This window comes from Enterobacter cloacae complex sp. 677-3DZ2D5B (assembly GCF_004136695.1).
Taxonomy (GTDB): domain Bacteria; phylum Pseudomonadota; class Gammaproteobacteria; order Enterobacterales; family Enterobacteriaceae; genus Enterobacter; species Enterobacter hormaechei_C.
On sequence record NZ_QFLS01000017.1, the window covers coordinates 109,738 to 123,275 of the forward strand.

The window sequence follows — 13,538 nt, forward strand, 5'->3', positions numbered from 1 at the left end:
CCCGCCCGGTGAGCCGGGCGGTGGGATGATTATCTGGCGACCGAGGACGAACCGTCGGCGTGCCACTTAAAGACACCAAATTCAAATCCCTTCAGATCGCCTTTCTCATCCCAGTTCAGCGGCCCAATCACGGTGTTCGCCCCGTGCGCTTTTAAATCTTTCACCAGATCCAGCGGTTCTTTGCTGCCGGTACGGTCCAGCGCGGTGGCCAGAGACTGTACGGCCGCGTAGGTGATCCAGACGTACGGACCACTCGGATCTTTCTTCTGCGCCTTGAGCGCATCCACGATAGTCTTATTCGCCGGATCCTGGTCATAGCGTTTTGGCATCGTCACCAGCATGCCTTCGGCAGAATCCCCCGCGATGTTGGACAGGGAGGCATTGCCCACGCCCTCTGGCCCCATGAACTGGGTTTTCAGACCGGTGGCGCGCGCCTGGCGCAGCATCTGCCCCATTTCCGGGTAGTAGCCGCCGTAGTAAACGAAGTCGATATTCTCTTTTTGCAGACGGGCGATCAGCGCGGAGAAGTCTTTCTCACCGGCGGTAATGCCGTCGAAGAAGACGATGTTTGCCCCGCCTTTTTTCAGGCCGTCCTGTACGGAACGCGCCAGGCCTTCGCCGTACTGCTGCTTATCGTGAATGATGGCGATACGCTGCGGCTTAACGGTTTCGAGGATGTATTTGGCGGCGGTTGGCCCCTGAGAGGAGTCCAGACCGGCGGTACGCATGATGTGCTGGTAGCCGCGCTGGGTCAGTTCCGGGTTGGTGGCGCCCGGGGTGATCATCAGAATGCCTTCGTCTTCGTAGATATCAGACGCAGGCTGCGTGGAAGAGGAACACAGGTGCCCTATGACGTACTGGATACCGTCGTTAACAATTTTGTTGGCGACCGCGACGGCCTGTTTTGGATCACAGGCGTCGTCATACTCCACGCCCACCAGCTTGTCGCCTTTGATCCCGCCTTTGGCGTTGATATCTTTGATGGCCTGACGCGCGCCGTTGAACTCCATGTCACCCCACTGGGCAACAGGGCCGGACATCGCCCCCACTACCGCAACTTTAATGTCGTCTGCCATAGCGGCATGCGAGATCGACAGTGCGACCATCCCCGCGATTAATGTCTTCGCGTTCCTTTTCATCTCTGAATCCCCATTCGTGATGTCGTGTTTATATTTTGTTTTATTATGGTTAAAAAGCATTCTGTACTTTTAATGAACAACGCTATTTTTACCAGTGCCTTTAATGGTTTAGCGCAGTTTTTTGTCAAAAACCAGACTAAAATCTCTATTTTTCAGGCGATTAAGCAAAGATAATATTCTGAAATCAGGCGGAGATAAACAAATAAAAGCGCAGTTGGCAGCATAAAATAACGGTACAAAGCGCCGAATAAATCACTGCCCTTCAGGTTAAAATTCTGCTTATTTTTCGATCCATGTGTTTTCAAACTGCGCATTACGCTGTCAAAAAACTAATCACCTGGTAAATGGGAAGAAAAAGAGAAAGCGCCTGAGCAAATAAATTGAGTACACTGGCCCTACTCTTTTTGATTTGGACAAGCAGCTAATGAAACTGACTATCGTGCGTCTGGTGACCTTTAGCGACCAGGATCATATCGACCTGGGCAAGATCTGGCCGGAATATTCCCCTTCATCGCTGGCCGTCGATGAAAACCACCGCATCTATGCCGCGCGTTTTAATGAACGTCTGCTGGCCGCCGTCCGCGTAACGCTGAGCGGCACGGAAGGGGCGCTGGACTCCCTGCGCGTGCGCGACGTGACCCGTCGTCGCGGGGTCGGGCAGTATTTGATTGAAGAGGTGATCCGCGAAAACCCGAGCGTAACCTCCTGGTGGATGGCCGACGTGGGCGTGGAGGATCGCGGCGTGATGGCAGCGTTTATGCAGGCGTTAGGGTTTACGGCGCAGTCGAACGGGTGGGAGAAGCGCTAGATCTGTGCGGCCTGATACCCTCACCCCGGCCCTCTCCCTAAGGGAGAGGGAGAAAACCGGGTAATCCCCTCTCCCCGTGGGAGAGGGTTAGGGTGAGGGCATCAACCCGCACCAGCATTATTTGGCATCAGTAGCAGTGCCATTGGCATGCCAGTCAAACACGCCGAACTCGAAGCCCTTCAGGTCGCCCTTCTCATCCCAGGACAGCGGTCCCATCACGGTTTCCACCGAGTTCGCTTTCAGCCAGGTGGCAATCTCCGCCGGATCGGCTGACTGGTTCAGGCCCGCTTGCAGAGACTGCAACGCTGCGTAGGTGGTCCAGACGAATGCACCGCTTGGATCCTGTTTCTTCGCCTTGATGGCATCGACAACAGGTTTGTTCGCAGGCACCTGGTCGTAGTTCTTCGGCTTGGTCACCAGCAGACCTTCAGCGGATTCACCCGCGATGTTAGACAGGGAAACGTTCGCGACACCTTCTGGCCCCATGAACTGCGTCTTCAGACCCGCCGCACGCGCCTGACGCAGGATCTGCCCCATTTCCGGGTGGTAGCCGCCGTAGTAAACGAAATCGATATTTTCCTTCTTCAGACGCGCGACCAGGGTCGAGAAGTCTTTCTCACCGGCGGTGATACCGTCAAAGAACACCACGTTGGCGTTCGCTTTTTTCAGGTTATCCTGCACCGCACGGGCCAGGCCTTCGCCGTACTGCTGTTTGTCATGAACAATCGCGATGCGCTGCGGCTTCACTTTTTCCACGATGTATTTCGCGGCTGTTGGCCCCTGATCGGAGTCCAGACCGGTGGTACGCAGGATCAGCTTATAGCCGCGCGCGGTCAGCTCTGGCGCCGTCGCGGCCGGCGTGATCATCAGAATGCCTTCGTCTTCGTAGATGTCAGACGCGGGCTGGGTGGAAGAGGAGCACAGGTGACCAATAACGTATTTGATCCCGTCGTTTACCACTTTGTTCGCCACCGCGACCGCCTGTTTTGGGTCACAGGCATCGTCATATTTTACGATTTGCAGCTTTTCGCCCTTGATGCCGCCCTTAGCATTAATGTCTGCAACCGCCTGTTCCGCGCCCGTAAATTCCTGGTCGCCGTACTGTGCTACCGGACCGGACATCGCACCCACCACGGCCACTTTAATATCGGCCTGCGCCATGGCGCTGAATGCCAACGCGATACATCCTGCCAGTAACGCTTTACCCTTCATGTTCATCCTGAGATTCCCCATTATTATGGTTATAACGATTGTTGTGATGTTGTTGTGTAGCGCTTTATTTCAGTTATAGGCGTGCTGTTCGCGCTTTTTCAGCATACTCTGCTAAAACATACCCCATTTTTATGATTTTGGAATAGCTAATTTGAAATGAAAATATGATAAGCCCGGCCTTCATTTCAGCCGGGCTTTTGGCTTTATCGTGTCAGCGAGGCGGAAATAATATCCAGCGCTTTACGAAACTGCGCTTCGGAGATGGTGAGTGGGTAGAGGAAGCGAATAACGTTGCCGTAAACGCCGCAGCTCAAAAGCAGCAGCCCTTCGTTCAACGCGCGCTCCTGAACCTGACGGGTAAATTCCGGCGACGGCTGTCCGGTTTGCGGATCGGTAAATTCCACCGCCACCATCGACCCCTGCCCACGGATATCGGCGATATACGGACAGCCATCCTTCGCTTTATTCAGCACCTCGACCAGATGATGCCCGAGATGCGCCGCGCGGGTGCAGAGATCGTCCTCGTCAATCACATCCAGCACCGCATGGGCCGCCGCAATCGCCAGCGGGTTACCTGCGTAGGTTCCGCCAAGTCCACCCGGCGCGGGCGCATCCATCACCTCCGCCCGGCCAGAGACGGCAGAGAGCGGCATCCCGCCCGCCAGGCTTTTCGCCATAGTGATCAGATCGGGCTTCACGCAGTGGTTTTCCATGGAGAACAGCTTGCCGGTACGGGCGAAGCCGGTTTGCACTTCGTCGGCAATCAGTAAAATCCCGTAGGTATCGCACAGGGCACGCAGCGCCTGCATAAAATCAGCGGGCGCGACGTTGAATCCGCCCTCGCCCTGAACCGGTTCAATAATGATTGCCGCCACCTGATCGGGCGCGATATCGGCTTTGAAGATGCGCTCCAGGCTTTTTAACGCTTCGGCGGTACTGACGCCGTGCAAGCTGTTAGGGAATTGCGCGTGGTACACCGAGCCAGGGAACGGGCCGAAGCCGAGCTTATAGGGCGCCACTTTGCCGGTCAGCGCCATGGTCATAAAGGTACGGCCATGGAACGCGCCGCCGAAGGTGATAAGGCCGGGACGTCTGGTGTACGCGCGGGCAATTTTCACCGCGTTTTCGACCGCTTCTGCACCGGTTGAGAAAAAGGCGGTTTTGGCTGGCCCCTCTATGGGTACGCGCTGGTTGATGCGCTCGGCAAGCGCCACATAACCTTCATAGGGGACGATCTGATAAGCGGTATGGGTAAAGGCGTGAAGCTGTTTTTCGATGGCGGCGATAACTTTAGGATGGCGATGCCCGGTATTCAGCACGGCGATCCCGGCGGCAAAATCAATATACTCGTTACCTTCCACGTCCCACACCGTGGCGTTTTCGGCTTTATCGGCATAGAAGTTACACATGACGCCGATACCGCGCGGCGTCGCCTGTAAACGCCGGTCGTTCAGTTCGTTATTTTTCACCCTGTCACCCTCTGAAAGTCGCCTGCTTAGCGCATCAGTAAGTGTTTGCCAGGGGGAAGAAATTCGCCAGAGCGGGCGCTAAAAAAACAAAACCCCCAGACTCTCATCCAGGGGTTCTCGGTGTACTTCGCGAAAATTACGCTTCGATAGCGGCGCGAAGTTTTTTCATGGCGTTCTTTTCAAGCTGACGCACACGTTCAGCGGAGACGCCGTAGCGGTCGGCCAGTTCCTGCAACGTGGACTTGTTATCTTCGTCCAGCCAGCGGGCACGGATGATATCCTGGCTACGCTCGTCTAGGCCTTCCATCGCGAAGGTCAGCTTGTTCGCCGCCTGGTCTTCCCAGTTATCCTCTTCAATGCCGTCAGCAAAGTTAGAGGTTTTATCCTGTAGATACAGAACCGGGGCCATCGGCTGGCTGTCGGACGCGTCATCGTCGGCAGACATATCAAACGTCATGTCCTGAGCGGCCATACGGGATTCCATCTCGCGGACGTCTTTGCTGGAAACGCCCAGCTCGCGCGCCACCATTTCCACTTCATCCTGATTGAACCAGCCCAGACGCTGCTTGGTTTTACGCAGGTTGAAGAACAGTTTGCGCTGCGCTTTCGTCGTGGCGACTTTCACAATACGCCAGTTACGCAAGACGTATTCGTGAATTTCCGCTTTGATCCAGTGCACGGCGAAGGAGACCAGTCGCACGCCCACTTCCGGGTTGAAGCGACGTACCGCCTTCATCAGGCCAATGTTACCTTCCTGAATCAGGTCCGCCTGCGGCAGGCCGTAGCCCGCATAATTACGAGCAACGTGAACAACAAAGCGCAGGTGAGACAGGATCAGCGTTTTAGCTGCTTCCAGATCGCCCTGGTAATGCAGCTTTTCAGCAAGCTCCTTTTCTTCCTCAGCCGTTAACATCGGCCAGGTGTTCGCAGCCCGGATGTAAGATTCCAGGTTACCAACAGGGGCTAAAGCTAAAGTTTGCATTTCTTTGGTCATTCATTCCTCTCAATGTTTCTTCTGGTCCAGGTTGTCCCCGTCAGGCAACAACCATGCCAAAGCGTTTGAGCAACGAGATTAGCATTCACTCTTTTATCAGACAGTGATTTTATCCACAAGTTCCAGGTGCAACAGTGAATAAATTACGCACAAAATGTGACATGAAGATGATTACAGGGGAAGAGACAACAGGGACGCTTTCCCTGCAAGCGAACATCTCGGTGCAGGGAAAGATTATATCACGCTTTTATTAGTCGGGAGTAAAGTGGCGTAAATGTTGAACCGTTGCCAGCCATGCGGCAATCCAGCCGATCATGGAGCACACCAGCAGCAACAGCAGGCACTCATCGAAACCTAAACCACTGATATCAAACTTAGTTCCGAAAACCTGCGCCACCTCGGTGACGGCAGACGACAGCCGCATCACCAAAATTTCTGACAAAATCAATGAAAGAAATGCACCAGAAAAACCTAATAACGCGCCGCCGTAAAGGAACGGGCGAAGGATGAAACCATCCGTTGCGCCAATCAGTTTCTGCACGTTGATGGTATCGCGGCGGGCGAAGATGCTCAGGCGCACGCTGTTACCAATGACGAGGAACACCGCCGCCACCATCAGCACGCCGATCATCGCCGACACGCGTCCTACCAGCCCGGTCAGGGCGGCAAGACGGGCAAACCAGCTGTCGTCCATGCGCACTTCATCAATCCCGTTGATGCGGGTAATGCGGTCGCGCAGGGTGTTGAGCGAATCCGTGCCCTGGAAATCGAGTTTCGGGATCACCACCGCAACGGCGGGCAGCGGGTTCTCTTCAAGCATATCCAGCGCGCCGCCGAACCCGGACCAGTTGCGGAATTCGCCCAGCGCTTCATCGCGGGAAAGGTAGTTCACCTTCTCCACGCCCTGTTCGGCCTGAATCTGCCCCACTACCTGAGCCGCCGCGTTATCGTCGAGGGCTTTATCCAGATAAACGGTGATCTGCGGCGACGGATAGTACTGGGACGCCGCCTGGTTTACGTTTTTGTAAACCATGTAGCAGACGCTGGGCAGCGTCAGGGAGATGGCAATCACCATCACCGTCAGGAACGTCGCCAGCGGTTTGCTTTTCAGATCCTGCAACGCGCCCTGGAAGGCATACCGCACCTGCTCGTTAAAGACGTTGGTTTTGCGGGAGTTCGGTTTCGGTGCCGCTTTGGCACGCTTAGGCGCATTGCGATTGCCGTCCCCGCCGCCCTGAGGCTTGCGGAAACGGTCAAACCGGTTGCTGAACTGCCGAATCTGGTTCATTGCATCACGCTTGTTCACCGTGGCCTCCGTGCAAATGCCCATCGCTCAGGGTCAGCATACGGTACGAACGGCGGGAGATCAGCCCCATGTCGTGCGTCGCCATCAGTACCGTGACCCCCACGCGGTTAAATTCCTCAAACAGACGCAGGATCCCTTCAGAGAGGGCATCGTCCAGGTTACCGGTCGGTTCATCCGCCAGCAAAACGGCAGGCTTGTTCACCACCGCACGGGCGATACCCACGCGCTGCTGCTCACCGCCGGAGAGCTGGATCGGGAAGTTCTTCGCTTTGTCCAGCAGCCCGACCTTATCCAGCGCCGCCGAAACGCGACGGCGGATATCATCGTAACTGGCGCCGGCAATAATCAGCGGGATCGCGACGTTATCGAAAACCGTGCGATCCATCAGCAGGTGGTGATCCTGGAAAATCATGCCAATCTGACGACGCAGGAACGGCACTTCACGGTTCTTAAGACGGCTAATTTCATGGCCGCTGAACCAGATTTTCCCGGCGCTTGGCCGCTCGATCCCACAGATCAGCTTGAGCAGGGTACTTTTCCCCGCGCCGGAATGGCCGGTCAGGAATGCCATCTCGCCTGGCTGGAGGTGGAATGTCACCCCCTGTAGCGCTTGTCTCCCGCCGAGATAGGCCTTGCTGACGTGTTCAAAGCGAATCATTGTTAGTCCTCTCGGGCAAATAGTGCCTCAATAAAGTCGTCCGCTTTAAACGGACGTAAATCCTCAATACGCTCGCCCACACCGATGTAACGGATAGGAATGCCGAACTGGTCGGCCACGGAGAAGATCACCCCGCCTTTCGCGGTGCCGTCCAGCTTGGTCAGCGTGATCCCGGTCAGTCCTACCGCTTCATGGAACAGCTTCGCCTGGCTGATGGCGTTCTGTCCGGTGCTGGCGTCGATAGTCAGCATAATTTCATGCGGTGCATCTTCGTCCAGCTTCTTCATGACGCGAACGATTTTCTTCAGCTCTTCCATCAGGTGCGATTTGTTCTGCAAACGCCCCGCGGTATCCGCAATCAGCACGTCCACGTTACGCGACTTCGCCGCCTGGATGGCATCGAAAATCACGGACGCGGAATCCGCGCCGGTGTGCTGAGCAATGACCGGAATATTGTTGCGCTGGCCCCACACCTGGAGCTGTTCCACCGCTGCCGCACGGAAGGTATCGCCCGCCGCCAGCATCACCGATTTGCCCTGCTGCTCAAACTGGCGCGCCAGCTTGCCGATGGTGGTGGTTTTACCCACGCCGTTGACGCCAACCATCAGGATAACAAACGGCATTTTGCCTTCAATATTAAGCGGTTCGTCAACTTTTGCGAGAATTTCACCCATCTCGTCTTTCAGCAGGCCGTACAGCGCCTCGGCGTCGCGCAGCTGTTTGCGGCTCGCCCCTTCGGTCAGGTTGGCGATGATCTTACGGGTAGTTTCCACGCCCACGTCCGCAATCAGCAACTGCTCTTCCAGCTCCTCAAACAGATCGTCGTCGATCTTTTTGCCGCGGAACAGACTGATAAATCCGGAACCTAAGTTTTCTTTGGTTTTGAGCAGGCTGCGCTTCAGGCGCGCGAAGAAACCTTCTTTTGTCGGTTTTTCCTGCTCCTGAACGATCTCTTCTTCGGCCTGCTCTTCCACCGGTACGACGATGACCGCTTCTTCAGCCGCTTCCGCCGCCAGCGCCTGGGCTTCCAGCTCTTCGTCGGTCAGCTCTGGCTCAAGGACCGCTTCTTCTTCCACCGCCTCAACAATTTCAACGGTTTCCGCTTCGGCCAGCCACTCTTCGGCAGAAACCTCTTCAGCTTTAACCTCTTCGGGCAGCGGCAGCGCTTCGTGTTCGATAGCGGCCTGCGGCGCTTCGGTAAGGGTTTCTACGATAACCGGCTCTGGCTTCTCGCTCTCCTGAACCTGCTCAGTGACCTCAACCACCTCTTCAGCAAAGGATTCAATCTCTTCTTTACTGTGGGCTGGCTCTTCCGCTTCGACAACCGCAGCGGTTTCGACAGGCGTTTCAGGCTGTGACTGCTCTTCTACAACCTGCTGTTCTTCGGTTTTCTGTTCTGTTTCTTGCTCTTTTTCACCGAAACCCAACCAGGAAAAGAAGCCACGTTTTTTTTGTTTTGCCATCTGCGACTACACTCCTCGCGGCGCTATATACAGGGAAGCTAAAAAAATGATGAAATAGTCTAACACTTTACTTAATTGACATCACCGCCCGCAATCGCAGGGCAATGGTTAACAGAGCTTTCCTGAGATGAAGAAACCCACCCGCGCCCCGGCCGGTCAAATTCGCATTATCGGCGGTCAGTGGCGAGGCCGGAAATTACCGGTGCCGGACAGCCCCGGTTTACGCCCCACCACGGACCGCGTTCGCGAGACGCTGTTTAACTGGCTCGCCCCGTCTATGGTAGACGCCAACTGCCTGGACTGCTTCGCCGGAAGCGGTGCATTAGGGCTGGAAGCGCTGTCGCGCTATGCTGCCAGCGCCACGCTGCTGGAGATGGAGCGCGGCGTCGCGCAGACGTTGCAGCAAAATTTGGCTACGCTGAAGGCAACCAACGCCAAAGTGGTGAATACCAACACGCTGAGCTTCCTCGCCCAACAGGGGACGCCGTACAACGTGGTGTTTGTTGACCCGCCGTTCCGTAAAGGGCTGCTGGAAGAGACGCTATCCCTGCTGGAGCAAAATGGTTGGCTGGCGGATGACGCGCTGATTTACGTTGAAAGCGAAGTGGAAAATGGTCTGCCGCCCGTTCCCGTTCACTGGGATCTGCACCGCGAGAAGGTCGCCGGCCAGGTGGCTTATCGTCTGTATCACCGTCAGGCACAAGGAGGATCCGATGCCAGTACTGATTAACGTAGGGCGCTTGCTGATGCTGGGCGTCTGGGCATTTTTGATTTTGAATCTGGTGCACCCGTTCCCGCGTCCGCTGAATATCTTCATTAACGTGGCGCTGATTTTTACCGCGTTCATGCATGCCTTACAGATGGTGATGCTGAAAAACGGACTGCCGAAAGATAGCCCACCGATGACCGGCTGGCAGCAGCTGCGGGTGTTTATTTTCGGCGTATTTGAGCTGCTGGTGTGGATGAAGAAGTTTAAGGCGCAGGTGAAGAAGTAAGGTGCGGTGTGATGCCCTCACCCTAACCCTCTCCCACTGGGAGAGGGGACCGATCGCGCATTATTCAGCCCTAAAACCTACAAAACGCGACCCTTTATAGCTCAACGTGCCTTTCTCTCCCACCGTCAGCTGATGGTACTGCTGCGCCTCCAGGCGGAAGGTCATCTCCAGCCCGTCGGTTTCCGGCTTAAAGCTCGCTTCATAACGCATTGTTGTGCCCGCAGGCGTCACCTGCTGCTGGCGGGATCGGCGGTCATTAAGCGGTTTCTCGCGCTTGTTCGTCACCACCACGCGCTTTTGCATCAGCGGCGCGGCATCGTTATCCGCCTTCTCGCGGCGCTGCTGCACGAAGCGGAACGAGGCGGCAATGACGATAATCGCCACCACGATAATGAAAAACAGCGGCATCTTGCTCATTGAAAAATCCCATCAGATTATGCGGAATTCAGGATACCTCGCCTGCCCCGGCATTGCCAAACGACCGCTCGCGTCACTACACTGGATCAGGAACTGATCATTCAGCCTCAACAGTTACAGGGAGTTAATATGCTTTGGTCATTTATCGCTGTCTGTTTTTCCGCATGGCTTTACGTCGATGCGTCCTACCGTGGCCCAGCCTGGCAGCGCTGGTTATTTAAACCCGTCACGCTATTACTCCTGCTGTTGCTTGCCTGGCAGGCCCCGATGTTTAACGCCGTTAGCTATCTTGTCCTCGCGGGGCTGTGTGCTTCCCTGATTGGCGATGCCTTAACCTTGCTGCCGCGTCAGCGCCTGCTGTACGCCGTGGGGGCGTTCTTCCTGTCACATCTGCTCTATACCATCTACTTTGCCAGCCAGATGACGCTCTCCTTCTTCTGGCCGCTGCCGCTGGTGCTGCTGGTGATTGGCGCCCTGCTGATCGCGGTGATCTGGTCGCGTCTGGAAGAGATGCGTCTGCCGGTCTGTACGTTTATCGCTATGACGCTGGTGATGGTGTGGCTGGCGGGCGAGCTGTGGTTCTTCCGTCCGACGGCGCCTGCAATGTCTGCGTTCTTCGGTGCCGCACTGTTGCTGTTGGGTAATATCGTCTGGCTGGGCAGCCACTATCGTCGCCGCTTCCGTGCGGATAATGCGATTTCCGCCGCCTGTTACTTTGCCGGACACTTCCTGATTGTGCGTTCGCTGTATATCTAAATAACGCTTGACTCTGGAGTCGACTCCAGAGTGTATGCTGCGGTTAATGAGAAAATTATCATTACCGGAGACTGCCATGTCGACTCCAGAAACACCTAAAAAAGTTCCCCAATTCTCGGCACTTAAGCTCAGCCCGGTTCCGCCAAAAGAGGACTGCTGCTGCGAGGGCGCGTGCGAAACCCAGACCGAAGCGCTGCCTGAAAGCGGCAACCGCTACAGTTGGGTGGTCAACGGCATGGACTGCGCGGCCTGCGCCCGCAAAGTGGAAAATGCGGTGAAGCAGGTGCCAGGCGTGAATCACGTTCAGGTGCTGTTCGCTACCGAAAAGCTGCTGGTCAGCGCCGAAAACGACGTCAGCAGACAGGTTGAAGCCGCCGTCAGCAAAGCGGGTTATACCCTGCGCAGCGAAACGGCGCCCGCAGAAAAAACGTCCCCGCTAAAAGAAAATCTGCCCCTTATCACCCTCATCATCATGATGGCCCTGAGCTGGGGGCTGGAGCAGATCAACCACCCATTCGGCAACCTGGCGTTTATCGCCACCACGCTGGTTGGCCTGTTCCCGATTGCGCGTCAGGCGCTGCGTCTGATGAGAAGCGGCAGCTGGTTTGCCATCGAAACGCTGATGAGCGTGGCGGCTATCGGGGCGCTGTTTATTGGCGCGACGGCGGAAGCGGCGATGGTGCTGCTGCTGTTCTTAATTGGCGAACGCCTTGAGGGCTGGGCGGCGAGCCGGGCGCGTAAAGGGGTGAGCGCGCTGATGGCGCTGAAGCCGGAAACCGCCACGCGGGTTATTGATGGTCAGCGTGAAACGGTCGCCATCAACACCCTGCGCCCGGGCGACGTGATTGAAGTGCCCGCAGGCGGACGCCTGCCAGCCGATGGGGCCCTCGTTACTGCCACCGCAAGTTTTGACGAAAGTGCCCTGACCGGAGAATCCATCCCGGTAGCGCGCGCGGCGGGTGAAAAGGTGCCTGCGGGCGCCACCAGCGTCGACCGACTGGTGCAGTTGACGGTCCTTTCCGAACCGGGCGACAGCGCCATCGACCGCATCCTCAGGCTGATTGAAGAGGCCGAGGAGCGCCGCGCGCCGGTAGAACGCTTTATCGATCGCTTCAGCCGGATTTACACCCCCGCCATCATGCTGGTGGCGCTGCTGGTCACCGTCGTCCCGCCGCTGTGCTTCGGCGCGCCGTGGGAGGGCTGGATTTACAAAGGGCTGACGCTGCTGCTGATCGGCTGTCCGTGTGCGCTGGTGATCTCCACCCCGGCGGCGATTACCTCAGGGCTGGCGGCGGCGGCACGTCGCGGGGCGCTGATTAAGGGCGGCGCGGCGCTGGAACAGCTGAGCCAGGTTCAGCACATCGCCTTCGATAAAACCGGCACGCTGACCGTCGGCAAGCCGCAGGTGACCGGCGTGTATCCGCAGGACATCAGTGAAGACGCCCTGCTGACGCTGGCCGCTGCCGTGGAGCAGGGCTCCACTCACCCGCTGGCGCAGGCGATTGTGCGAGAAGCGCAGTCGCGCGGGCTGAACATCCCTCCGGCAACCGCCCAGCGAGCGCTGGTCGGGTCAGGGATTGAAGCTGTGGTCGAAGGCAAAAAAGTGTTGATCGCCTCGGCAGGCGCGTTCCCGAATCCACAGGTTGAGGCATTAGAGCAGGCCGGGCAGACGGTCGTTGCCGTGATGCAGGACGGTGTACTGATGGGCATGCTGGCGCTGCGCGACACCCTGCGCGACGATGCGAAAGACGCCGTCGACGCGCTGCACAGGCTGGGAGTACAGGGTGTGATCCTGACCGGCGATAATCCGCGCGCGGCGGCGGCGATTGCCGGTGAGCTGGGGCTGGCGTTTAAGGCCGGATTGCTGCCTGCGGATAAAGTCAGCGCGGTAACCGAGCTGAACAGCAACGCCCCGCTGGCGATGGTCGGGGACGGGATAAACGATGCCCCGGCAATGAAAGCTTCCACCATCGGCATTGCGATGGGCAGCGGCACCGACGTGGCGCTGGAGACCGCCGACGCGGCGCTGACGCACAACCGCCTGACCGGGCTGGCGCAGATGATAGATCTTGCGCGGGCGACGCGGGCCAATATTCGGCAGAACATCGGCATTGCGCTGGGTCTGAAGGGGATTTTCCTGGTCACCACGCTGCTCGGCATGACCGGACTGTGGCTGGCGGTACTGGCGGATACGGGGGCGACGGTGCTGGTTACGGCGAACGCGTTGCGGCTGTTGCGCCAAAGGTAAAAGTGAAACGGCAACCGGGTTGCCGTTTCTCGTGTTTGCCCCCTCTCCCCGCGGGAGAGGGCCGGGGTGAGGG

At 57.1% G+C, this 13,538-nt stretch carries 13 protein-coding genes; 5 read left to right on the top strand and 8 right to left on the bottom strand.

Features of this window, described 5'->3' with window-relative positions; genetic code table 11:
* Window positions 1–29 precede the first annotated feature (29 nt).
* Window positions 30–1,139, bottom strand: a complete 1,110-nt coding sequence (gene livK / locus DD597_RS21670) for a high-affinity branched-chain amino acid ABC transporter substrate-binding protein LivK (protein ID WP_048209896.1) — start codon at window positions 1,137–1,139, stop codon at window positions 30–32.
* A gap of 424 nt (window positions 1,140–1,563) precedes the next feature.
* Here livK and panM point away from each other — a divergent pair, with 424 nt between their 5' ends.
* Window positions 1,564–1,947, top strand: a complete 384-nt coding sequence (panM, locus tag DD597_RS21680) for an aspartate 1-decarboxylase autocleavage activator PanM (RefSeq protein WP_023314973.1) — start codon at window positions 1,564–1,566, stop codon at window positions 1,945–1,947.
* A 117-nt stretch (window positions 1,948–2,064) separates the two neighbouring features.
* On the opposite strand, the gene livJ is transcribed toward panM, so the two are convergent.
* The 6 genes from livJ to ftsY form a co-directional block, all read right to left on the bottom strand.
* Window positions 2,065–3,165, bottom strand: a complete 1,101-nt coding sequence (gene livJ, locus DD597_RS21685) for a branched chain amino acid ABC transporter substrate-binding protein LivJ (RefSeq protein WP_003861530.1) — start codon at window positions 3,163–3,165, stop codon at window positions 2,065–2,067.
* A gap of 197 nt (window positions 3,166–3,362) precedes the next feature.
* The gene (locus tag DD597_RS21690; protein ID WP_129256575.1) at window positions 3,363–4,628 is read right to left on the bottom strand and encodes a 4-aminobutyrate--2-oxoglutarate transaminase; all 1,266 of its coding nucleotides are present in this window, start codon (window positions 4,626–4,628) and stop codon (window positions 3,363–3,365) included.
* Window positions 4,629–4,764: 136 nt separating this feature from the next.
* Window positions 4,765–5,622 carry an RNA polymerase sigma factor RpoH gene (gene rpoH / locus DD597_RS21695; RefSeq protein ID WP_000159624.1) on the bottom strand — a complete coding sequence of 286 codons (858 nt, stop codon included), beginning with the start codon at window positions 5,620–5,622 and terminating at the stop codon, window positions 4,765–4,767.
* A 250-nt stretch (window positions 5,623–5,872) separates the two neighbouring features.
* Complete coding sequence (ftsX, locus tag DD597_RS21700) at window positions 5,873–6,928, bottom strand: permease-like cell division protein FtsX (protein WP_045333887.1); 1,056 nt, start codon at window positions 6,926–6,928, stop codon at window positions 5,873–5,875.
* Entirely contained in the window at window positions 6,915–7,586 is a 672-nt protein-coding gene (ftsE, locus tag DD597_RS21705; RefSeq protein WP_003861525.1) for a cell division ATP-binding protein FtsE, read from the bottom strand. Before ftsE ends, ftsX begins: the two co-directional genes overlap by 14 nt.
* A gap of 2 nt (window positions 7,587–7,588) precedes the next feature.
* Window positions 7,589–9,049: a signal recognition particle-docking protein FtsY gene (gene ftsY, locus DD597_RS21710; protein ID WP_022651969.1), complete on the bottom strand. Its 1,461-nt coding sequence runs from the start codon at window positions 9,047–9,049 to the stop codon at window positions 7,589–7,591.
* A 127-nt stretch (window positions 9,050–9,176) separates the two neighbouring features.
* On the opposite strand from ftsY, the gene rsmD reads away from it, so the two are divergent.
* On the top strand, window positions 9,177–9,779 hold the full coding sequence (rsmD, locus tag DD597_RS21715; protein WP_003861523.1) for a 16S rRNA (guanine(966)-N(2))-methyltransferase: 603 nt from the start codon (window positions 9,177–9,179) through the stop codon (window positions 9,777–9,779).
* The gene (locus DD597_RS21720) at window positions 9,763–10,044 is read left to right on the top strand and encodes a DUF1145 family protein (protein ID WP_022649670.1); all 282 of its coding nucleotides are present in this window, start codon (window positions 9,763–9,765) and stop codon (window positions 10,042–10,044) included. The genes rsmD and DD597_RS21720 overlap by 17 nt, the downstream gene beginning before the upstream one ends.
* Window positions 10,045–10,104: 60 nt before the next feature.
* Here the strand turns inward: DD597_RS21720 and DD597_RS21725 are convergent, their stop codons facing one another.
* Window positions 10,105–10,461 (bottom strand): DUF2500 domain-containing protein, encoded by a 357-nt coding sequence (locus DD597_RS21725; RefSeq protein ID WP_048244994.1) that lies wholly within the window; start codon window positions 10,459–10,461, stop codon window positions 10,105–10,107.
* A 129-nt stretch (window positions 10,462–10,590) separates the two neighbouring features.
* On the opposite strand from DD597_RS21725, the gene DD597_RS21730 reads away from it, so the two are divergent.
* Both DD597_RS21730 and zntA read left to right on the top strand, forming a co-directional pair.
* Window positions 10,591–11,217 carry a lysoplasmalogenase gene (locus DD597_RS21730; RefSeq protein WP_003861515.1) on the top strand — a complete coding sequence of 209 codons (627 nt, stop codon included), beginning with the start codon at window positions 10,591–10,593 and terminating at the stop codon, window positions 11,215–11,217.
* Window positions 11,218–11,293: 76 nt separating this feature from the next.
* Window positions 11,294–13,465 carry a Zn(II)/Cd(II)/Pb(II) translocating P-type ATPase ZntA gene (zntA, locus tag DD597_RS21735; RefSeq protein ID WP_129256576.1) on the top strand — a complete coding sequence of 724 codons (2,172 nt, stop codon included), beginning with the start codon at window positions 11,294–11,296 and terminating at the stop codon, window positions 13,463–13,465.
* The last annotated feature ends 73 nt before the right edge of the window (window positions 13,466–13,538 follow it).